Annotated in this window: 27 protein-coding genes; 14 read left to right on the top strand and 13 right to left on the bottom strand. The window is 69.4% G+C overall.

Going from position 1 to position 16981, the window contains the following annotated elements:
- Nucleotides 1–24: 24 nt before the first annotated feature.
- The 5 genes from AC3IF1_RS22020 to AC3IF1_RS22000 form a co-directional block, all read right to left on the bottom strand.
- Entirely contained in the window at nucleotides 25–411 is a 387-nt protein-coding gene (locus AC3IF1_RS22020; protein ID WP_489219347.1) for a hypothetical protein, read from the bottom strand.
- Between the two features lie 182 nt (nucleotides 412–593).
- The gene (locus AC3IF1_RS22015) at nucleotides 594–827 is read right to left on the bottom strand and encodes a DUF6894 family protein (RefSeq protein WP_243968117.1); all 234 of its coding nucleotides are present in this window, start codon (nucleotides 825–827) and stop codon (nucleotides 594–596) included.
- Between the two features lie 127 nt (nucleotides 828–954).
- The gene (locus tag AC3IF1_RS22010; protein WP_243968119.1) at nucleotides 955–1209 is read right to left on the bottom strand and encodes a hypothetical protein; all 255 of its coding nucleotides are present in this window, start codon (nucleotides 1207–1209) and stop codon (nucleotides 955–957) included.
- Between the two features lie 52 nt (nucleotides 1210–1261).
- Entirely contained in the window at nucleotides 1262–1447 is a 186-nt protein-coding gene (locus AC3IF1_RS22005) for a hypothetical protein (protein WP_243968121.1), read from the bottom strand.
- 34 nt (nucleotides 1448–1481) lie between these two features.
- The gene (locus AC3IF1_RS22000; RefSeq protein ID WP_489219346.1) at nucleotides 1482–1703 is read right to left on the bottom strand and encodes a hypothetical protein; all 222 of its coding nucleotides are present in this window, start codon (nucleotides 1701–1703) and stop codon (nucleotides 1482–1484) included.
- 323 nt (nucleotides 1704–2026) lie between these two features.
- Here AC3IF1_RS22000 and AC3IF1_RS21995 point away from each other — a divergent pair, with 323 nt between their 5' ends.
- The 7 genes from AC3IF1_RS21995 to AC3IF1_RS21965 all read left to right on the top strand — a co-directional run bounded on the left by AC3IF1_RS21995 (nucleotide 2027) and on the right by AC3IF1_RS21965 (nucleotide 5064).
- On the top strand, nucleotides 2027–2497 hold the full coding sequence (locus AC3IF1_RS21995) for a Ros/MucR family transcriptional regulator (RefSeq protein WP_489219345.1): 471 nt from the start codon (nucleotides 2027–2029) through the stop codon (nucleotides 2495–2497).
- Nucleotides 2498–2748: 251 nt separating this feature from the next.
- The gene (locus AC3IF1_RS21990; RefSeq protein WP_489219344.1) at nucleotides 2749–3024 is read left to right on the top strand and encodes a hypothetical protein; all 276 of its coding nucleotides are present in this window, start codon (nucleotides 2749–2751) and stop codon (nucleotides 3022–3024) included.
- Nucleotides 3025–3103: 79 nt separating this feature from the next.
- The gene (locus AC3IF1_RS21985; RefSeq protein WP_489219343.1) at nucleotides 3104–3478 is read left to right on the top strand and encodes a hypothetical protein; all 375 of its coding nucleotides are present in this window, start codon (nucleotides 3104–3106) and stop codon (nucleotides 3476–3478) included.
- 231 nt (nucleotides 3479–3709) lie between these two features.
- Nucleotides 3710–3892 (top strand): hypothetical protein, encoded by a 183-nt coding sequence (locus AC3IF1_RS21980; protein ID WP_243970352.1) that lies wholly within the window; start codon nucleotides 3710–3712, stop codon nucleotides 3890–3892.
- Between the two features lie 198 nt (nucleotides 3893–4090).
- A complete protein-coding gene (locus AC3IF1_RS21975; protein WP_489219342.1) occupies nucleotides 4091–4411 on the top strand; it encodes a PilZ domain-containing protein in 321 nt (106 codons plus the stop codon).
- A 117-nt stretch (nucleotides 4412–4528) separates the two neighbouring features.
- The gene (locus AC3IF1_RS21970; protein WP_489219341.1) at nucleotides 4529–4711 is read left to right on the top strand and encodes a hypothetical protein; all 183 of its coding nucleotides are present in this window, start codon (nucleotides 4529–4531) and stop codon (nucleotides 4709–4711) included.
- 140 nt (nucleotides 4712–4851) lie between these two features.
- Nucleotides 4852–5064 (top strand): hypothetical protein, encoded by a 213-nt coding sequence (locus AC3IF1_RS21965; RefSeq protein ID WP_489219340.1) that lies wholly within the window; start codon nucleotides 4852–4854, stop codon nucleotides 5062–5064.
- A 22-nt stretch (nucleotides 5065–5086) separates the two neighbouring features.
- Here AC3IF1_RS21965 and AC3IF1_RS21960 read toward each other — a convergent pair whose 3' ends face one another.
- Entirely contained in the window at nucleotides 5087–5278 is a 192-nt protein-coding gene (locus AC3IF1_RS21960) for a hypothetical protein (RefSeq protein ID WP_243970358.1), read from the bottom strand.
- A gap of 121 nt (nucleotides 5279–5399) precedes the next feature.
- Here AC3IF1_RS21960 and AC3IF1_RS21955 point away from each other — a divergent pair, with 121 nt between their 5' ends.
- Nucleotides 5400–5594: a hypothetical protein gene (locus tag AC3IF1_RS21955; protein WP_243970360.1), complete on the top strand. Its 195-nt coding sequence runs from the start codon at nucleotides 5400–5402 to the stop codon at nucleotides 5592–5594.
- Between the two features lie 335 nt (nucleotides 5595–5929).
- Here AC3IF1_RS21955 and AC3IF1_RS21950 read toward each other — a convergent pair whose 3' ends face one another.
- Entirely contained in the window at nucleotides 5930–6184 is a 255-nt protein-coding gene (locus tag AC3IF1_RS21950; protein WP_243970362.1) for a hypothetical protein, read from the bottom strand.
- Between the two features lie 399 nt (nucleotides 6185–6583).
- Here AC3IF1_RS21950 and AC3IF1_RS21945 point away from each other — a divergent pair, with 399 nt between their 5' ends.
- A complete protein-coding gene (locus AC3IF1_RS21945; RefSeq protein WP_243970364.1) occupies nucleotides 6584–6811 on the top strand; it encodes a hypothetical protein in 228 nt (75 codons plus the stop codon).
- A gap of 15 nt (nucleotides 6812–6826) precedes the next feature.
- Here the strand turns inward: AC3IF1_RS21945 and AC3IF1_RS21940 are convergent, their stop codons facing one another.
- Both AC3IF1_RS21940 and AC3IF1_RS21935 read right to left on the bottom strand, forming a co-directional pair.
- Nucleotides 6827–7150 carry a hypothetical protein gene (locus AC3IF1_RS21940; RefSeq protein ID WP_489219339.1) on the bottom strand — a complete coding sequence of 108 codons (324 nt, stop codon included), beginning with the start codon at nucleotides 7148–7150 and terminating at the stop codon, nucleotides 6827–6829.
- 397 nt (nucleotides 7151–7547) lie between these two features.
- The gene (locus tag AC3IF1_RS21935) at nucleotides 7548–8543 is read right to left on the bottom strand and encodes a hypothetical protein (protein WP_489219338.1); all 996 of its coding nucleotides are present in this window, start codon (nucleotides 8541–8543) and stop codon (nucleotides 7548–7550) included.
- Nucleotides 8544–8555: 12 nt separating this feature from the next.
- Here AC3IF1_RS21935 and AC3IF1_RS21930 point away from each other — a divergent pair, with 12 nt between their 5' ends.
- From AC3IF1_RS21930 to AC3IF1_RS21910, 5 genes are all read left to right on the top strand, one after another.
- Nucleotides 8556–10664: a hypothetical protein gene (locus AC3IF1_RS21930; RefSeq protein WP_489219336.1), complete on the top strand. Its 2109-nt coding sequence runs from the start codon at nucleotides 8556–8558 to the stop codon at nucleotides 10662–10664.
- A gap of 88 nt (nucleotides 10665–10752) precedes the next feature.
- Nucleotides 10753–11019: a hypothetical protein gene (locus AC3IF1_RS21925; RefSeq protein ID WP_489219334.1), complete on the top strand. Its 267-nt coding sequence runs from the start codon at nucleotides 10753–10755 to the stop codon at nucleotides 11017–11019.
- A 91-nt stretch (nucleotides 11020–11110) separates the two neighbouring features.
- Nucleotides 11111–11821 (top strand): YidB family protein, encoded by a 711-nt coding sequence (locus tag AC3IF1_RS21920; protein WP_489219332.1) that lies wholly within the window; start codon nucleotides 11111–11113, stop codon nucleotides 11819–11821.
- Nucleotides 11822–11977: 156 nt separating this feature from the next.
- Entirely contained in the window at nucleotides 11978–12649 is a 672-nt protein-coding gene (locus AC3IF1_RS21915; protein WP_489219331.1) for a DUF5343 domain-containing protein, read from the top strand.
- A gap of 5 nt (nucleotides 12650–12654) precedes the next feature.
- Nucleotides 12655–13221: a TIGR02391 family protein gene (locus AC3IF1_RS21910; RefSeq protein ID WP_489219329.1), complete on the top strand. Its 567-nt coding sequence runs from the start codon at nucleotides 12655–12657 to the stop codon at nucleotides 13219–13221.
- On the opposite strand, the gene fabF is transcribed toward AC3IF1_RS21910, so the two are convergent.
- The 4 genes from fabF to fabD all read right to left on the bottom strand — a co-directional run bounded on the left by fabF (nucleotide 13218) and on the right by fabD (nucleotide 16919).
- Nucleotides 13218–14480, bottom strand: a complete 1263-nt coding sequence (gene fabF / locus AC3IF1_RS21905) for a beta-ketoacyl-ACP synthase II (protein WP_489220436.1) — start codon at nucleotides 14478–14480, stop codon at nucleotides 13218–13220. The genes AC3IF1_RS21910 and fabF overlap by 4 nt on opposite strands.
- Before the next feature lie 181 nt (nucleotides 14481–14661).
- Entirely contained in the window at nucleotides 14662–14901 is a 240-nt protein-coding gene (locus AC3IF1_RS21900; RefSeq protein WP_007559070.1) for an acyl carrier protein, read from the bottom strand.
- A 318-nt stretch (nucleotides 14902–15219) separates the two neighbouring features.
- Nucleotides 15220–15957 (bottom strand): 3-oxoacyl-[acyl-carrier-protein] reductase, encoded by a 738-nt coding sequence (fabG, locus tag AC3IF1_RS21895; RefSeq protein ID WP_489219328.1) that lies wholly within the window; start codon nucleotides 15955–15957, stop codon nucleotides 15220–15222.
- Nucleotides 15958–15974: 17 nt separating this feature from the next.
- Nucleotides 15975–16919 (bottom strand): ACP S-malonyltransferase, encoded by a 945-nt coding sequence (gene fabD / locus AC3IF1_RS21890; RefSeq protein WP_489219327.1) that lies wholly within the window; start codon nucleotides 16917–16919, stop codon nucleotides 15975–15977.
- Nucleotides 16920–16981: the final 62 nt, after the last annotated feature.

Here is a 16981-nt window from a genome sequence, read left to right as displayed (position 1 = left end):
GGGTTCGTATCGCAGCCGGACGCCTCAGTGCGCCTTCTCGTGCTCCGCGAGCCCGACGGACTTGTAATCGTAGGTGGGATAGAACTCGGTGCGGTACGCCCCCCAGGCGGTGTCCTCCAGGACGCGATTGACCTCGCGGAGCCGCGCGGCGGGCAGACGCAGGGTGATGATCTGCCCGATCCCCATCACGACGTTCCAGGAAACGACCTCGATCCCGGGCGGCGGGAAGGCCTTGTAGAAGCCCTGTTTGGCGAGTTGCGCGTTCAGGTCGGCCAGCGGGCGCGACTGGTCGTGGCGCAGAAAAACCGTCAGCAGGATGGCATTGTCCGGCGTCGCCGCGGCGGAGCCGACCTGAGGTGGCGGCGCTGTCTGCGCAACCGCTGGGGCGATGGTGACGGGCAATGCCAGCATCGCGGCAAGAAATCCGACCGCACCTGTCGTCCGTCCCATCGGGTTTCCTCGGCCGAGCGCCCATGCCGGTCGGGCGTCAACGCAGACGGGGGCCGCGCTATCCCGGACCGCGCCGATCAAATCGCGCTTACACCCGACGCACTCGCTGATGCCGAACCGGCGTCCACGTCGACGGCGAGCGCTCAGCCATGCTCGATGTCGTAGGACAGGCGCAGGCGCAGGCGGATCGCACCCTGCGCGTCGCGCACCGCGATGACATAGTCCTGCCGCTCCCGCGGATCGGACAGACCCTGGGCCAGCCGGGTCATCATCCGGACAGCCTGCGCCCGCGCCGCGGCGAGGTCGGCGAAGTCGAAACCCTCATGGTCGCGAACGAGATTGGCACCGTCATGGAGATCGATGAAATAGCGTGGCACGGGTTCCGGGTCAGCGAGCGCATTCGCCCGCAGGATCAATCTCCGTTGTTTCTACGTAGTTTCGATGCCGTCGAAAACGGCCGTCGCGCATGTCGCATGGAGAGAACCGGGCGCCTGTCAGGGGACATCAGCCGCCGAGCAGGCTCTCGGCGAAATCCTCCGGGACGGCTCCGAACTGGCCGAGGATCGTCACGCCCTCCAGTTCGCCGGTCTCGTCATCGGCGACCACCTTCAGAGCGGCCGCGCCGGGCAGGCGTGCGGCGAGCGCCTCCGCCTTCTTGAGCGCCCCGAACTCGCTCTGCGCGGGTTCCTGCCGCGCAGGCCGCAGGCGATTCCGGTGCAGTTCGAAGGGCTGCACAACGAACGTGGTCTTCAGGGTCATGCCGGTCTCCTCGGTGCGGGCAGCTGTCGAAACCGAGGCGGCGGCCCGCGCCTCACAGGCCGCGCGTCGTGACCCCGAGCGCCAGAAGGGCATAGGCGCCGACGAAGAACCACTGCCGGTGCGCCACGACCGTGCGCCCGACCATGGGGATCCGCGTATATAGGCTGGCGATCGCGAGGCCGATCAGAACGGCTGACACGAAAAAGGTCAGGAGGCGCGGGGCGGAGAGCGTGGGCATGGCTCATGCTGACCGCGCCAGGATTACCGGATCGTTACCGATCGACGCCCGGAACGAGGGGCCGCTCGGCGGTCAGCGGCCCCGTGGAGCCGGGGAGCAGCCCGGCCTGGGCCATCCAGAGGACCATGATCGCCCCCGCGATCAGGGTCGCGAGCGAAGCCAGCCGGCCGGTCCACCGCGGCAGGACGATCATCATCACCAGGACGGCCAGCAGGGCCGCGATCAGAGCCAGCAAGAGCATGTCGCCCCATGGCATGCCGCGGCCCCTGCGTCATCACGCAAGCGTCGCCCGGTCCCGTCTGCCGGGCAGCTCGGAACGCGACGGGCTGCGACCGCCGAAGCTGCAAACCCTCGGTTCGTTGCTGGAGCGTTTCATGCGGCGAATGCACACCCGCAGTCGACGGCGCCGCGGAGATCAACACGCAAGGTCTCCGCGCCGATTGCCGAAACTACCCGCCCGCCTCCCGCAGCAGGCATGCCAATCATGCATGGGATGGTGGCTCCAGAACCGTTTTATAACTTGCATTCAGCGTTTAAAAGTAGCAGATCTCCTGTGAGGGGCAGACCAGGAATCTTGAAGTGACAGAAGAAACCACCGCGCCCACTACCAACTTCATCGAGCTGGCGGGCGACATCGTCGCCGCCTACGTGTCGAACAATCCCGTCCCCGCCGCGGAGCTGCCGGCCCTGATCGCCCGGGTGTATGGGGCCATCGCCGGCCTCGCCGCGGGTACCCTGCGGCCGGAGACGGGGGCGGCCGCCCAGCAGGCCGATCCGGACCGGCCGAGCGCGGCTCAGATCCGCAAGTCGGTCCGGCCCGACGGGATCGTCAGCTTCATCGACGGCAAGACCTACAAGACGCTCAAGCGCCACCTGACCAGCCACGGGCTCGACCCGCGCGGCTACCGCGACCGCTACGGCCTGCCGGCCGATTACCCGATGGTCGCACCGAGCTACGCCGAGCAGCGCTCCGCCCTGGCCAAGGCGATCGGCCTCGGACAGCCCGGCGCCATGGCCGAGCGCGAGCGCAAGGGTCGCCGCGCCGCCTGAGCGCGGAGCACCCTGGGAACCCCGTCGACGACCATCTCCACGGTGCCGCGACGGGGCCCATCCGCCCGGCCGACGCGGCGTGACGGCTGCGGCCGGAGCTGTCCCGCATCGGAGGGCCGGCTGCCGGGGTCAGCGTTGCTGCGATGCAACACTCCTCGACGACATGGCTCGTCACGGACAAGCTGCCACACTCTGCACAAAGCGTCTGCGCACCCCGGATCCCGAGAACGAGAACCGAGGGATACGGTGCGATGAAGCGAGAGCAGACGATAACGAGTTCGGTGGTGCCCTTCCCGGCGCATATCGCACCCACCGTGGCCGACGAGGACACCGCGTCGATCATCGCCGTCCTGCAGGACCAGCTGGCGCTCGCCCGCGAAGGCCGGCTGCGCTCGGTGGCGGTCGTCTCCGTCTCGGCAGATGGCGAGGCGATCGGGACGCAGTGGTCGTGCAAGGGCGGGGATATCAGCAGCCTGATCGGCAAGTTGACCGTGCTCGCCCACGACCTGATGGCCGCCAGAAAGTGATCAGCCGCCCCTGAGCGCTTCGGCGCCGTGACGTTCCGGATGGACGGTTCGGTCCAGGACCGAGAAGGAATGCCCGAGGATGAGACGCGCGCTGCTCGCCGCCCTGCTCGCCGCAGCGCCACTGCCCGCTGCGTCCGCCGAGGACGCCCCGGACGCGACGGCGTCCAAGCGCGCCGCGACGCTGGACGGCCTGGTACGGATCGTCGGCGCGCAGGCCGGGATCGTGCTGTATTGCCGGACACTCTATTCTGTGGATGACGCCGTATCGGACGGCCTGTCCCGGACGGCGCGGCGAGCCCTCGAAACGGCGATGGGACACCATCGGGCCGAGACGGCCATCGCGGCCGAGGGCCGGCGCGTCGCGGACGAGATCGCCTCGGTCGGCGCCGACCAATGGTGTGCCGATCAGCGCGACATCCTCAATACGGACGGCGTTCGCGTCTTCGTCGACTGAGAGCGCATCCGAGGCGTCCGAGAGGACGCGCGCCGCCTGCGACCCGTCGGAAGATCAGATCTCAGCCCGGGCTGGCGCGCCGTTCTGCAATGCAGAACAGATTATCTTCTTGTTCACCGCCTCCTCGTCTGTCATGTTTTGACGACGGATGAGTCTACACTGATCACGCTGGTCTCCATCGTCCGGACAAGAGCCCTGAAGGGCCGCGGGACCGGCGAAGGAGGAAGCGCCATGACCCGACCCGTCTATATTGCCATCGCCCTCGTCGTGTGCGGCGCCGCCCTGACGCTCTTCGCCTTCATGCGCGCGCCCCGATCGAAAGAGTTCGCCGGGTGGGACGTGGCGTTCATGAGCGGAATCGGCGCCGTCGCCCTCGGCTTCCTGACCACCCTCGTCGAGGTGATCACGGGGTAGGGATACGCCCGTACCGGGCCGAATCTGGATCGCGGAGGCCGCCCGCCGGACGATAGCGCTCGACTCTATAGTGGTATGTCCGGTCCGCGGACGCCTTAGAGCCTTGGGAAAATTCCGCTCTACACAGCCGAGCGTCGAAACGGACAATTCGACGCTTTTCGAAGAGCCTTCCTGAACGCGCTTCGCCGATCTTGGCCCATGAGTTTTCATGAGGCCGCGATGTTCGAACGACGCAGCGCTCCGCGTACGCTCCTGAATGAAATCGGCAGTATCTCGGTGGACGAGCACCGCAGCCTGCCCTGCATCGTTTACGACCGGTCTGCCGGGGGTATTCGCATCGCCCTCCCGGAAGCGGAGATCGTCCCTGACCGCTTCGTGCTCAGCCTCGATGCGCGCAACGAGATCCTCATCTGCCGGGCGGTCTGGCGCAAGCGAGAGGAGATCGGGGCCGCCACCGAGATGACCGATCCGGTGCGTCCGGAGAAGCTGGACCTGCGGCGCGAACTGGAAACGGTCTGACGGCGCCCAGGCTGCGCCCCCGTCGCCCCTGCCGCATCCCGGCACCAACGGGCCGATCGGCCGTTCCTGTCCTGCGACCGCCGTGGAGATGGCGGCTTGAAAGGCTGAGGAGGGACCATGCCGGATCCGAGATCGCCTGACGGCGACGCGCTGCCCGATCCCGATCTGCCACAGGGCCTGCCGATGCCGCCGAATACCGGGGAGATGCCGCCCCCGCGGCTTCCGCCCGCCCCGGAGGACGATCCGGCACCGCCAAGCGGGGAATCGGTCCCCGATATCGACGACGTTCCGGGCCTGTGAGAGGCCTGCCGCACCGACCGACCGGGGCGCATACGGACGCCCCATGCGGGTCAGAAACCTCCCGTGCCCCCGCCCGGCGGAATCCGATGCGTCATGTTCCCCTCCGCGGGGGTCTGCACCTCGCTGCCTGTCTGGGCTGGATGTCGACGGGTACGGCCGCCGAGCAGCCGCTCAGCATCGAGCGGCTGAACGCGGAGGGGTGGGAAATCGCAGGCTATACTGGGACCTTCGACAACCGCTCGTCCCTGATCCTGTTTCGCAAGCGGGACAGGACGTATCTCGTCCAGTGCTCGATTCTCTACGACGTGACGCGCACGCCGCGCGTCATCACCAACTGCTACGAGCTGCACTGACGGCCACGCCGGGGAAAGATCCTCATTCCCAGTCGATGTTCAGGGACCGTTCGAAGGCGGCGGCGGACATCTCCTTGCCCTTCGGATCTGAGACCATGATCTCGCGGAACCCCCGCCGGGCCAGTTCCCAGGTCTTCTCCATGGCCTGCTCGTCCGTCCCGCAGGCGAAGGTCATCACGCGCCCGGACGGGTCGATCCCCTTGACGGTAAACACAACGCTCTCCCCACTCTCCTGACCTCTATATAGGGCTGCGGTCCCGATCCTGTCTTGAATGCCTGTGGGTACGGGACCCGGGCGGGCGTCGCCGCGTTGTCGTGAGGCGGGGAGGCCTCGGATGACGGACGCTCACGAGATCATGCCGCGGGAGAGCGGCCCCGGATCACCCGACCCGGCACCGGCCGATCCCGAGGAGCGCGAGCGGGAAACCTCGAACAGGCCGCTGCCGATGACGGATGAGGATCCGGATGTCGGCCTGTCGCAGAAGGGCACCGGCGAGGAGGCCGTCATCCGTCGCGAGACCGCGATCTGACGGCCGCGGCGCGACGGGCTGTGGTCACGGAGGATCGTGGAGAGATAGGCCGCTCGGCGGATGATGCTCTGCGGCTGGGTCTCCGGCAGGCCGAACGGGCCGTGCTCCTGGCGACGGCTGTCCCATACGCTCGGCTGGGTCCATATCGCGACGGGTGCGAGATGGCGGCGACGGCTCCGGGCACCGAACCGGATCAGCAGGCGTGGACGCCTCGACGGATCGGGCCTGGCCCCCGCTGCGGCAGCCCATGAACGGCGCGCCGTTTGTGCACTGTCAGGCAGTCACGCACGGACGGTTGCGGAGGCAACCCCGCGGCGCGTCCCCGCTCCCGGGCCTCAGCGCAGAGGCGCGGCGGAGGCCTGGACCATGGACCGCTCCACCGTCGAAACAGTCCGCATGCGGTTCGCCGTCACCCGCACGGGCTGCGGCGTTGTCGTCAGGTCGGTGATCGGGCGAGCCTGCTGGGCGCCCCGGGCCTGATCCCGGTAGAGCGGCGGCGTCAGGTGCAACGGCTCTTCGGCCGAGGCGGGGCCGGCGAAGACGGCGGCCGAGGCGAGAGCGGCCGACGCCAGGATGAAGATCGTGCGCATGGTGCGTCTCCGTGTCGATCGCGTGGGGCGACCGACGACCTAAGAGACCATACTTTTGTGCACTGCGGTATGACGATGGCGCATTGCAACATAACGCAGGATCGGCATTGTCCTGCAAGAATATCTGTCTCGTCAGAGGCGGTCCCGACAATCGAATGCCCACCCCGCCATGCATTCAGCGCAAATGAATTAAACTTCCTCCGCGCATTGCTCAAATAAAAATTGAGATCGGCCGAGATAAGATTTGAGCCGAGCCCCGTTGCGAGCGGCTGGTCGGGTGAAATCTGCAGGTTGCGTCGCCGTGGTGGCGACGACACGAATCGGCAACACGTTCGCCAGATCCGCGTCACACGGGTGCGCTAAGGAGGGTTTCAACCGCGCAGCATCCGGAGCGACAGCATGACGCCCGCTGATCTCGACAAACGTGCCGAACTGACGGTCTGGCCGAAGCGTGCGCCCGGTCGATCGGCACAGGGACGGCCATTCGCGACCCTGCGCGAGGCCCTCGCCGTCGCCGCACGGGCGATCGAGGCCGAGGATGCGCAGCCCTGGATCATCACCGAAGCCGGTGACATCCTCTCGCCGCGCTGGATCCGGGCCAATACCCTGTCCCGGGTCGTGCAGTAGGACGGCCGTCGGCGTTCAACAGCCGATGCAGATGTCATGAACCACGTGCTGGTGCCGTGACCCGGTGCGCTGGTTCGGAAGCTGTCCCTTGGGGGGCGGAAACCCGCCGCCCGGTCCCCCGAGGCGCCGGCCATTGCCGGGATCGAGCTGAGGCGAGAGCGGCGACGCGGCCGGATCGGACGGCCCCGCAGGAACGCTGTTCGCCATGCCGGGATCCGCACGCGTGAGGGCCATGCCCGGGGCCGGCGGCACCTGAGCGAACTCGCCGGCTTGGGCCGGCAGGCGCGCGAGGGAAGCGAGCGGCAGGATCGCGAGGACGAGCCGGCTCCGCACAGCCATCACGCACCCTCCTGGTCCCGATCCCGGTGAGAATCGACGCGCATCTGCGCCGGCCGACGATGCGCCGCCCTCAGTAGGCGCGGCCGTAATAAGGCTGCGAGATCGGACGATAGCGGTCGCTCACCGGCCAGGTATAGGGCTGGTCTCTGCCGGTCCGCAGGTTGGCGCCGAATCTCTGCTCGTTGAAGCCGATCCCGTGCAGGCCCGACGCGGTCCCGGCCCCGTGCGGACGGGAGCCCGCTTGACGCGCAAGGGTCGCGCTCGACAGACTCAGAACGAGAGCGGCCGCGAGCGAGACGCGGCTCAGAATGACGGTTATCCCTGTCTCCTGTCCCAGCCCGGGTGCCGGTCCGGAATGAACGGCCGCGCCGGAGCGGCGGTTCCCGGGGCGGGCCGGTCAGAAGGCGTTGGCCCCGCCGAGGCAAGCCTCCGCGAGGGGACCGCTGCAGAGGTCGCCGACCCGGCCGGGCGCGGCACCCGCGCCGCTGATGCCAGCACCGCCGGACGCTCCCCCGCCGGCCTGAGCCGTGCGTGCCGATTGGACCAGGTCGAGATCCCGGCCCGCCGCGGCGCCCGAAGCGGCGGCGATCCCGGCTCCGCCCGAGGCCGTACCGGACGCGCCGGATGCCGTCACGCCGGCGTTGACGTTCGCGGCGGCGTTGACGCTCGCGGCGGCGCCGGTCGCGCTGGTGGTTCCGAAAGTCCCGAGGCCGGAGGCCGCATTTCCGAGGGCGGCGGCCTCGGCGGCGTTCGTGGTCCCGCTTCCGGTCGTCCCCGCGCTCGATGACGCCGTGGTAGCGTTGGTGCCCAGGCCCGTGGCGAAGCCCGCGCCGCTGCCGAAGGTGGACGATCCGAATGTGGAGACCCGCGACGTGGTCAGGCCGGTACCGGTGTTCAGGCCTGTGGCGAAGGTCGAGCCGCTCCCCAGGCTGGCCGTCCCGAAGCTCGACGACAGGCTGCTCCCCGAGATCGAGCCGAGGGTCGAATTCGACCCGAGGCCGAAGCCGCTCTGGGTCCCGGACGCGCCGGTCGTGGTCGTGCCCCCGGTCGACCCCGTGACCCCGGCGCCGCCGGTGATCCCCGTGCCCGAGGCGAGGCCGAGCTGGCCAGCGCCGGGGCTTGCGCTGGACGGGGCAGCGATGGTGCCGCCGCCGCCACCGGCGCCGCTGAGGCTGAGCTGACCGGCATTCAGGAGCCCGCCGGACTGGGCCGAGAGGGTCGGGAACGGTCCGGTGGTGGAGGTGCCGCCGAGGCTGAGCTGCCCGGGATTGGCGATCGCCGTGATCGGCTCCAGGGAGGCCGAAGCGGGCGCCGTGGCGGTGGCCGACAGGGTCTGGGCCGAGGCCGGGGCGGCGAGCGCGGCGAGGAGGATGACGGCGACGATGGCCCGCATGACGGTCTCCGGATGACGGGTACCTCGGCCAACCGGACCGATCCGGGGGGGTTCCGGCGGCGCGGCGTCGCGGGCCGGGCCGGGGCGGCCTTCATGCTGCCGGAAAGGCGGTGTCGTCTCGCCACCGGATCCGACCCGCTCACGACCGTGCCCTTGCCCGAACCCATCACCCGAGGCTTGCGCCGCATCGGCTGGCTCGCCGGCCTGCCGGCGCTCGCGCTGGTCTGGGCGAGCGCCAGCCTCTACGCCGCCCCGCAGATCGCCGAGCGGCTCGAGGCCACTTCTGCGCCGGTGGCGGCCGGCACCGCCACTGCCACCGGCGAGCCCTGGCTGCGGCTGGAGGCGCGGGGCCGCGACCTCGCGGCGGCCGGCGAGGCGCCCGATGCAGCGGCCCGCGCGACAATCCTGTCCCGCCTCGCCGCCCTGGACGGGCCCCGCCGGATCGTCTCCGGGCTCGGCCTGGTCGAGACCGCCGCGCCGTTCCAGTGGGCGGCGATTCGCCTGGGGCCGAACCGGGTCGCCCTGGAGGGCAGCCGGCCGGCCGAGATCGGCCGCCGAGCCCTGGAGGCGCGGATCACCGGGGCGCTGGGCCTCGGCACCAGTCTCGACGACACCGCCCGGGCCGCCCGGGGGGCGCCACCGGACTTCCCCGGCGCGGCGGCCTTCCTGGCGGCGCGGCTCTCCGGGCTGGCCGCCGGCGGGCGCGCCGCGCTCAGCGACACCGTGCTCAGCCTGTCCGGCGAGGCCCTGGATGTGCCGGCCTACGAGGCGCTGCGGGCGGCCCTGTCGGATCCGCCGGAGGGGTTCAGCATCGGTCGCATTGAGATCCTGCCGCCGCGGGTGGCGCAGTACCGCTTCGCCGTGGAGAAGACCGCGCGCGGGATCGTCCTCGAGGGTTTCGTGCCCTCCGCGGCGGACCGCGCGGCCGCCGAGCGCGCCGCAGAGGAGGCCGCGCAGGAGATCGCCGCCGGAGCCCCCGGCGGGACCGTGGACGACCGGCTCGTGACCGCCCGGGGCCTGGACCCGGCGATCGATCCGAGGAACCTGATCGCCTTCGCGTTTCGCCTCGCCGCGCTGATCCAGACCGGCCGGGTCGCCTTCGCGGACGGCGCGGTCTCGGTCAGCGGCGACGCCATCGACGGGCAGGCGATCCCCGACGCCGCCGCGCTGATGCGCGACGCCCGGCCCGCCGGCGTGATGGCCGGGCCGGTCTCGCTGATGGCCCGGCCGCTCTCGCCCTATCGGGTGGCGATCCGCCGGACGCCGGAGGCGGTCACGCTCACCGGGCATGTCCCGGATGCCGCCACCCGGGAGCGGGTGCTCGACGCCCTGCGGCCGCGCCTGTTCCGCGAGCCGATCCTCGACCGCACGCGCCTCGCCGACGGGGCGCCGCCGGATCTCGGCGCGGCGCTGGCGGCCGCGGCCCCCCTGGTGGCGAGCCTCGCCGCCGGGGAGGTGAGCGTCTCCGACCGGACCCTGCGCCTGACCGGGGAGAGCCTCTACCGCGAGGCCGCCGCCCGGGCGCCCGACCGGCTCGCGGAGGCGCTGCCCCCCGGCTGGACCGGGCAGGCCGCGGTCTCGGCCCGGCAGCCGGCGGAACGGCGCGACCCGGCAACCTGCCGGGCGGAGTTCGCCACCCTGGTCGCGGGGGCGGATCTGCGCTTCCCGGTCGGCAGCCCCGTGCCGGCTCCGTCCTTCTATCCCACCCTCGACGCCCTGGCGGCCCTGGCCAAGGCCTGTCCGGCCCTGCGCATCGCCGTCTCGGGCCCCGCCGACCCGGCGAAACCCGCGCCGGGCGCCGCCGCGGCTCCGGACGCCGCGGAGCCGACCCGAATCGCCAGCGCGGCCAAGCCGGAGGCGCCCGCCAAGCCCGACCCCAAGCCCGGCGCCGCGAACGCCGCCAAAGGACCTGGCAAGGGGTCCGGCACCGAGGCCGCCAAACGCGACAAGCCGGCCCCGAAGAAACCCGCGGAGGCCGCCGAGGAGCCGCCGCAGGACCTGCCGCGGCTGCGCGCCCAGGCCGTGGTGGAGTATCTGCTCCAGGCCGGCGCCCGCCCGGATCAGGTTGGCGCCGGGCCGGACGGCCCCGCCGGTCCGGTCACCCTCGTGCTGCTGCCGTGAGGCCCGTTCGCTCCGCCCCGCCCCCGGGCGCCGGGGGGCGCCCCGATGCGCTTGGGCGCCGCGCCCGCAGGGAGGCCGGACGGCCGTGATGCTGCTGCTCGTGGGATTCTGGCCCGGACTCGCCGGGGCGGCGGCGCTCGGCCTCGTGGTCGGGGCGCTGTCGGGCTGGCCGGACCGGTACGCCGTGCCGCTCGGCCTGTTCGTGGCCGCCGGGCTCGTGGCGGCGGCGGCCCTCGCCGCCTTCGTGCCCGGCCTGCCGGGTCTCTGGCTAGAGGGCGCCGCCCTGATCCTGCCGGCCTACCTCGCCGGCTGCGCCCTCGGGGCGCTGGGCCGGCACCTCGCCGTCCGGCGCTGAGGGCCGCCTCCGGGAACCGGCCCCGCGCAACCCGCGGCCACCCTTGGGGGTTGTTCGCCCGGGCCCGGGCTGGGCCCCGGGGGAGGGGCCTATGGGTTTGCTCGAATCGGCGATCGGCGGCGTGCTCGGTCAGGTGTTCGGCGGGCAGAAGCTGGGATCCGCGGGGATGTCGCCCCTGGTGAAGGCCCTGCTGATGCTGCTGCTGACCAAGGGCGCGAGCGGCGGCTTCGGCGACATCTTCGGCCACGGCCGCCAGGGCGAGCCGGGCCCCGGGGTCGACCGCTCCGGCAGTGCCGGGCCCTATGGAGGCGATCCCGGCCGGCCCCCCGCTGCTGGCGGGCGGGGCGCCCCGGACCCGTCCGGCGATATCGGCGGCTTCGACCAGGGCGGCCAGCGCCGCGAATCCGGCCCGGGCGCGACCTTCGACCCGTCCCTGCCGCCCGGCGATTTTTCCGATCTCTCCGGCATGCTCGACGGCCCGGGCGCCGCCCCGGCCCCGAGCCGCGCCGCCCCGGCGGGGCAGGGGGATCTCGGCGGCCTTGACGGGCTGGTCGACCGCTTCCGCCAGGGCGGCCTCGGCGACGTGATCGAGTCCTGGATCGGATCCGGCGCCAACCACCCGGTGGCCCCGGACCAGCTCGCCCGGGCGCTCGGCCCCGACACGGTGGACACCCTCCAGAGCCAGACCGGGCTGGACCGTAATGCGCTGCTTTCGCAGCTGGCCCAGGCGCTGCCGGAGGTGGTGCATGCGCTCACGCCGCAGGGGCGGGTGCCGGGGGAGGCGGAGCGAAGGGGGTGGTGATCCAGGCCTAAACTACCGACATCATTATTTGTTTTAGCTATTGCCTTTGATGTCTAGGGTGTTCCGAAGCTGGTTGTGGATATCTAAAATTTTAAGTTGCAATATCACCTAAATCTACAAAAAAAATGTCAGGTAGTGTCGAAAGGTAACTATACCGTGGCAGACCTGAATTTACCCGAATTCCCGGTAAGTATGTGGTGGAAACTTCGTTCGGCATTCAAGAAATCAATTCCAAAAAAGGTCACAGATACTTACTTATCGACAATGATCGGCGTTAATGAGAAGTCGGCCAGCAAGTATTTGGGAAATTTTATCAAGGTTGGCCTCCTAAATGCCGATGCAACGCCGACAGATATTGTGTATGATTGGCGCGATGATAATAAATACAAAGAAGTTTGTCTGCATCTACTAAAAAATTCCTATCCTGAAGAGCTGATAGAGATTGGCCAGCCTCCCGATCCAGAAGAAGACAAGATAATTAATTGGATTAGCAGGCACGAGAAATTGGGCGCTGGCGCGGCAAAACGAAAAGCCGCTGTGTATATGATATTAGCAGCCGGAGAAATTCCAAGCGAAGATACGAGTCAAGCACCTCGTCGCTCAGGCACAATTGCATCAAAATCCGCTCCCACTAAAAAAGTTGCAGCCGCACGTACACCTGACAGTGCGGCATCAGAAGTGCCAAGACCTAACCAAAGCAGCGGAGCAAATCGAGCTGAATTCGAAACATCGATCAATCTCAATATACAGATACATATTTCCGCAGATGCAACCAACACCCAAATTGAGACGATCTTCGCAAGTATGGCGAAACACCTTAGAAATTAGTGGATATGCTGCCAGTTATCGCCTTTGCTCGTGAGATCTCAGCCATCGTAAAGCGAGTTGGCTTAGGAGGTCAGCCGCTTCTACCACCGCCGCAGCGGACAATAACGCTGACGGAACGCTATTTAGCCAGCGTTAAAGACGAAGAACTAAGAAGACATACAGAGTCGCGCTTCAAAGCAGGACATTATCAAGATGCCGTTTTGGAAGCATTCAAATATGTCAATAACTATATTAAGCGCAGGGTACGAATTCCTGGACAAGATGGCGTGAAGCTAATGGAGTTAGCGTTCTCACCAAACAGCCCAATATTATGCCTGAACGATTTTTATTCTGCCTCGCAGAAAGATGAGCAGGCGGGATATATGAGGATATTCTCCGGCGCCATGCAAGGAGTCAGAAACCCGAGAGCACATGAAAACGAGTTCGACGACGATCCAGAGAGAGCCCTGGAACTGTTGTCGCTAGCCAATCATCTCTTAGAGAAAGCTAAAACCGCGAAAAAGAAGAGAAAAAAAGTAGCCGCGGATCCTAAGGAAATTACTTACAAATCCGCCGCATCAACAAAGTCTTAGCTGACCCGCCGCATCACCAGCGACGCATTCGTCCCCCCAAACCCAAACGAGTTCGACAGCACCACATCCACCTGCTTCCGCTTCGCCTCAAATGGCACCAGATCGATCTTGGTCTGGACCGAGGGATTGTCGAGGTTGAGCGTCGGCGGGATCACGCCGTCGCGCAGGACGAGGATCGAAAAAATCGCCTCGACCGAGCCGGCGGCGCCGAGCAGATGGCCGACCGAGCTCTTGGTGGACGACATCGTCGCCCCCGCGGCGGCATCGCCCAGGAGGCGCTCCACGGCCTTCAGCTCCAGCTCATCGCCCATGGGCGTCGAGGTGCCGTGGGCGTTGATGTAGCCAATCTCGGCGGGCGAGATCCCGGCCCGCTTCACCGCCGCGCTCATGCAGCGGAAGGCGCCGTCGCCGTCCGGGGAGGGGGAGGTGATGTGGTAGGCGTCGCCCGAGAGGCCGTAGCCCACCACCTCGGCGTAGATCTTCGCGCCGCGGGCCTTGGCGTGCTCGTATTCCTCCAGCACCACGATGCCGGCGCCCTCGCCCATGAGGAAGCCGTCGCGGTCGCGGTCGTAGGGGCGGGAGGCCTTTTCCGGCGTGTCGTTGAAGCCCGTGGTCAGCGCCCGGCAGGCGGAGAAGCCCGCGATGGAGAGGCGGTTGACCGGCGATTCGGCGCCGCCCGCCACCATCACGTCGGCGTCGCCCAGCGCGATCAGGCGGCTCGCGTCGCCGATCGCGTGGGCGCCGGTGGAGCAGGCCGTCACCACGGCGTTATTCGGGCCCTTCAGCCCGTGGGCGATCGAGACCTGGCCGGAGGCGAGGTTGATGATCCGGCCCGGGATGAAGAACGGCGAGATCCGGCGCGGGCCCTTCTCGTGCAGGGTCACGGAGGCGTCGTAGATGCCGCCGATGCCGCCGATGCCGGAGCCGATCAGCACGCCGGTGGCACATTGGTCCTCGTGGCTCTTCGGTGCCCAGCCGGCATCCTTCAGGGCCTCGTCGGCCGCCGCCATGGCGTAGACGATGAACGGATCGACCTTGCGCTGCTCCTTGGGCTCCATCACCGCGTCGGGGTTGAAGGTGCCGTCGGTGCCGTCGCCGAACACGACCTGCGCGGCGATCCGGCAGGGCAGGTCGGCGGATTCGAAGCCGCGGATCGGGCCGGCGCCGCTGTCGCCCGCGATCAGGCGGCTCCAGGTGTGCTCGACCCCGCTGCCGAGCGGCGTGACCATCCCCAGACCCGTGACCACCACCCGCCGCATCGCACTCGTCCCGTCCTGAAGCGCCGCCCCGCCGTCGCCGCCGCGGTCGCGCATCGTCCAACACCTCCGGAGGCGGGATCGGTCCCGGCGGACCCTTCACGACTCCGAGCCTTGAAATGCGTAACGGCGCGGGGGCTGTTTCGCCTCACCCGCGCCGCGCGAAATCCGGTCCCCGGCGCCGTCAGGCGGCGGAGTTCTTCTCCAGGAACTTCACGGCGTCACCGACCGTCTGGATCGTCTCGGCCGCGTCGTCCGGGATCTCGACGTTGAACTCTTCCTCGAAGGCCATCACCAGCTCGACCGTGTCGAGGCTGTCGGCACCGAGGTCGTCGATGAAGTTGGCGCTCTCGACCACCTTCTCGGGCTCGACGCCCAGGTGCTCGACGACGATCTTCTTCACGCGCTCAGCGATATCGCTCATCGGTCTTCCGTCCTCGTCCTTTTGGTCTGTCAGTCGTCTCGGGGTGGTGCCGTGGCCACGTCGCGCCCCTGCGGGCTTGTTGACGGGCCGGTGTCCGATCGCGCGTGCTTCGAGGTGAACCGGCGCGTTGAGCCGGGATGGCCCCGCCGGGGGGCCTTGGACTGAAAACTCGCTGAACCGTCAACCCCCTGTACGGCCGCGGGGCGTGGTAGCACAGGGTTCCGGCCAAGGCGAGGGCCGTTCAGAAACCCTTCATCGGTGTGGCACTTGCGTGTCGGCCGGGGCGATTCGGCAGCGATCGCGACCCGTATCCATCGTCTAGTACATCGCCATTCCGCCGTTCACGTGCAGCGTGTGGCCGGTGACGTAGCCCGCCTCCGCGGAGGCGAGGTAGAGGCAGGCCGCCGCCACCTCCGCCCCCTCGCCGAGGCGCCCGGCCGGCACCCGGGTGAGGATGCCCTCGCGCTGCTTCTCGGTGAGGGCGTCGGTCATGGGCGAGGCGATGAAGCCCGGGGCGACGCAGTTGACCGTGATCCCGCGGGTGGCGACCTCGGCGGCCAGCGCCTTGGTCAGGCCGACAAGGCCGGCCTTGGCGGCGGCGTAATTGCCCTGCCCGGGATTGCCGGTCGAGCCGACCACCGAGCCGATATTGACGATCCGCCCGGAGCGGCGGCGCATCATGCCCTTCACGGCGGCCCGCGACAGGCGGAAGGCGGCGGTGAGGTTCACGGCGAGCACCTGCTCCCACTCCTCGTCCTTCATCCGCAGGAACAGGTTGTCCCGCGTGATGCCGGCATTGTTGATCAGGATGTCCAGCGGGCCGATCGCCGCCTCGGCGGCCGGGACCAGCCCCTCCACCGAATCCCGGTCGGCGAGGTCGGCCGCCACGGGGCTCGCCCGCGCGCCGAGTTCGGCCGCCAGCGCCTCCAGGGCCGGCAGGCGCGTGCCGGAGAGCGCCACCGTGGCGCCCTGGGCGTGCAGCGTCCGAGCGATCGCCTGGCCGAGGCCGCCGGTGGCGCCGGTGACGAGGGCTTTTCGGCCGGTGAGATCGAACATGCGGGGCTCCTGTGGGATCAGAGCGCGAAGGCGGCGACGTCCGCGGGCGTGCCGATCGCCGTGGCCGAGGCCTGGGGGGCGATGCGCTTGACGAGGCCGGTGAGCACCTTGCCGGCGCCGAGTTCGTGGAACCGGTCGACGCCGGCCTCCGCCATGGCGGCGACGCTCTCCCGCCAGCGCACGGTGCCGGTGACCTGCGCGACCAGGGCCGCGCGGATCGCCTCCGGCTCCGAGACCGGGGCTGCCCGGACATTGGCGTAGAGGGTGACGCGCGGGGCCGCCAGGGTCACGGCGGCGAGGGCCCGGGCCATGGCCTCGGCGGCGGGGGCCATCAGGCGGCAATGGAACGGCGCCGAGACATTGAGCATGACCGCGCGCTTGATCCCGCGGCCCGTGGCGAGGCCGATGGCGCGCTCCACGGCCGGCCGGTCGCCCGACAGGACCACCTGGCCGCCGCCATTGTCGTTGGCGACATCGCAGACCGCGCCGCCGCCTGCCTCCCGGGCGGCCTCCTCGGCCAGGGCGCGGGCGGCCTCCAGATCGGTGCCGATCAGCGCCGCCATGGCGCCCGCGCCCGGCGCCACTGCCTCCTGCATGGCCGCGCCGCGCAGGCGCAGCAGCCGCGCCGCGTCCGCGATAGACAGGCTGCCGGCGGCCGCGAGCGCCGCGTATTCGCCGAGCGAATGGCCGGCCACGCAGGCGACGTCGCGTTCGAGATCGAGGCCGCGCTCGGCCTCCAGCACGCGCAACACCGCGAGGCTCGCCGCCATCAGGGCCGGCTGGGCGTTGGCGGTGAGGGTCAGTTCCTCCGCCGGCCCCTCGAACATCAGCCGCGACAGGTTCTGGCCCAGCGCGGCATCGACCGCGTCGAGCACGGCCTTCGCCTGGGGGAAGGCCTGCGCGAGGTCCCGCGCCATGCCGACCGCCTGGCTGCCCTGCCCGGGAAAGATGAGTGCGCGCATGGCTCGTCTTGATCGCTGGCGCCGGGCGGCGCCGAACGCCGCCCGTGTCGGCCGAAACTCTG

The organism is Methylobacterium sp. E-012 (genome assembly GCF_057836545.1).
The sequence above is the reverse complement of the archived record's forward strand: the minus strand, read 5'-3'. Positions and strand labels throughout refer to the sequence as shown.

Coding starts and splice junctions, on each gene's coding strand:
- AC3IF1_RS22020 (WP_489219347.1), bottom strand. CDS start 411: ATGCTGGCATTGCCCGTCACCATCGCCCCAGCGGTTGCGCAGACAGCG.
- AC3IF1_RS22010 (WP_243968119.1), bottom strand. CDS start 1,209: ATGACCCTGAAGACCACGTTCGTTGTGCAGCCCTTCGAACTGCACCGG.
- AC3IF1_RS22005 (WP_243968121.1), bottom strand. CDS start 1,447: ATGCCCACGCTCTCCGCCCCGCGCCTCCTGACCTTTTTCGTGTCAGCC.
- AC3IF1_RS22000 (WP_489219346.1), bottom strand. CDS start 1,703: ATGCCATGGGGCGACATGCTCTTGCTGGCTCTGATCGCGGCCCTGCTG.
- AC3IF1_RS21990 (WP_489219344.1), top strand. CDS start 2,749: ATGAAGCGAGAGCAGACGATAACGAGTTCGGTGGTGCCCTTCCCGGCG.
- AC3IF1_RS21985 (WP_489219343.1), top strand. CDS start 3,104: ATGAGACGCGCGCTGCTCGCCGCCCTGCTCGCCGCAGCGCCACTGCCC.
- AC3IF1_RS21980 (WP_243970352.1), top strand. CDS start 3,710: ATGACCCGACCCGTCTATATTGCCATCGCCCTCGTCGTGTGCGGCGCC.
- AC3IF1_RS21975 (WP_489219342.1), top strand. CDS start 4,091: ATGAGTTTTCATGAGGCCGCGATGTTCGAACGACGCAGCGCTCCGCGT.
- AC3IF1_RS21970 (WP_489219341.1), top strand. CDS start 4,529: ATGCCGGATCCGAGATCGCCTGACGGCGACGCGCTGCCCGATCCCGAT.
- AC3IF1_RS21965 (WP_489219340.1), top strand. CDS start 4,852: ATGTCGACGGGTACGGCCGCCGAGCAGCCGCTCAGCATCGAGCGGCTG.
- AC3IF1_RS21955 (WP_243970360.1), top strand. CDS start 5,400: ATGACGGACGCTCACGAGATCATGCCGCGGGAGAGCGGCCCCGGATCA.
- AC3IF1_RS21950 (WP_243970362.1), bottom strand. CDS start 6,184: ATGCGCACGATCTTCATCCTGGCGTCGGCCGCTCTCGCCTCGGCCGCC.
- AC3IF1_RS21945 (WP_243970364.1), top strand. CDS start 6,584: ATGACGCCCGCTGATCTCGACAAACGTGCCGAACTGACGGTCTGGCCG.
- AC3IF1_RS21940 (WP_489219339.1), bottom strand. CDS start 7,150: ATGGCTGTGCGGAGCCGGCTCGTCCTCGCGATCCTGCCGCTCGCTTCC.
- AC3IF1_RS21935 (WP_489219338.1), bottom strand. CDS start 8,543: ATGCGGGCCATCGTCGCCGTCATCCTCCTCGCCGCGCTCGCCGCCCCG.
- AC3IF1_RS21930 (WP_489219336.1), top strand. CDS start 8,556: ATGACGGGTACCTCGGCCAACCGGACCGATCCGGGGGGGTTCCGGCGG.
- AC3IF1_RS21925 (WP_489219334.1), top strand. CDS start 10,753: ATGCTGCTGCTCGTGGGATTCTGGCCCGGACTCGCCGGGGCGGCGGCG.
- AC3IF1_RS21920 (WP_489219332.1), top strand. CDS start 11,111: ATGGGTTTGCTCGAATCGGCGATCGGCGGCGTGCTCGGTCAGGTGTTC.
- AC3IF1_RS21910 (WP_489219329.1), top strand. CDS start 12,655: ATGCTGCCAGTTATCGCCTTTGCTCGTGAGATCTCAGCCATCGTAAAG.
- fabF (WP_489220436.1), bottom strand. CDS start 14,480: ATGCGGCGGGTGGTGGTCACGGGTCTGGGGATGGTCACGCCGCTCGGC.
- AC3IF1_RS21900 (WP_007559070.1), bottom strand. CDS start 14,901: ATGAGCGATATCGCTGAGCGCGTGAAGAAGATCGTCGTCGAGCACCTG.
- fabG (WP_489219328.1), bottom strand. CDS start 15,957: ATGTTCGATCTCACCGGCCGAAAAGCCCTCGTCACCGGCGCCACCGGC.
- fabD (WP_489219327.1), bottom strand. CDS start 16,919: ATGCGCGCACTCATCTTTCCCGGGCAGGGCAGCCAGGCGGTCGGCATG.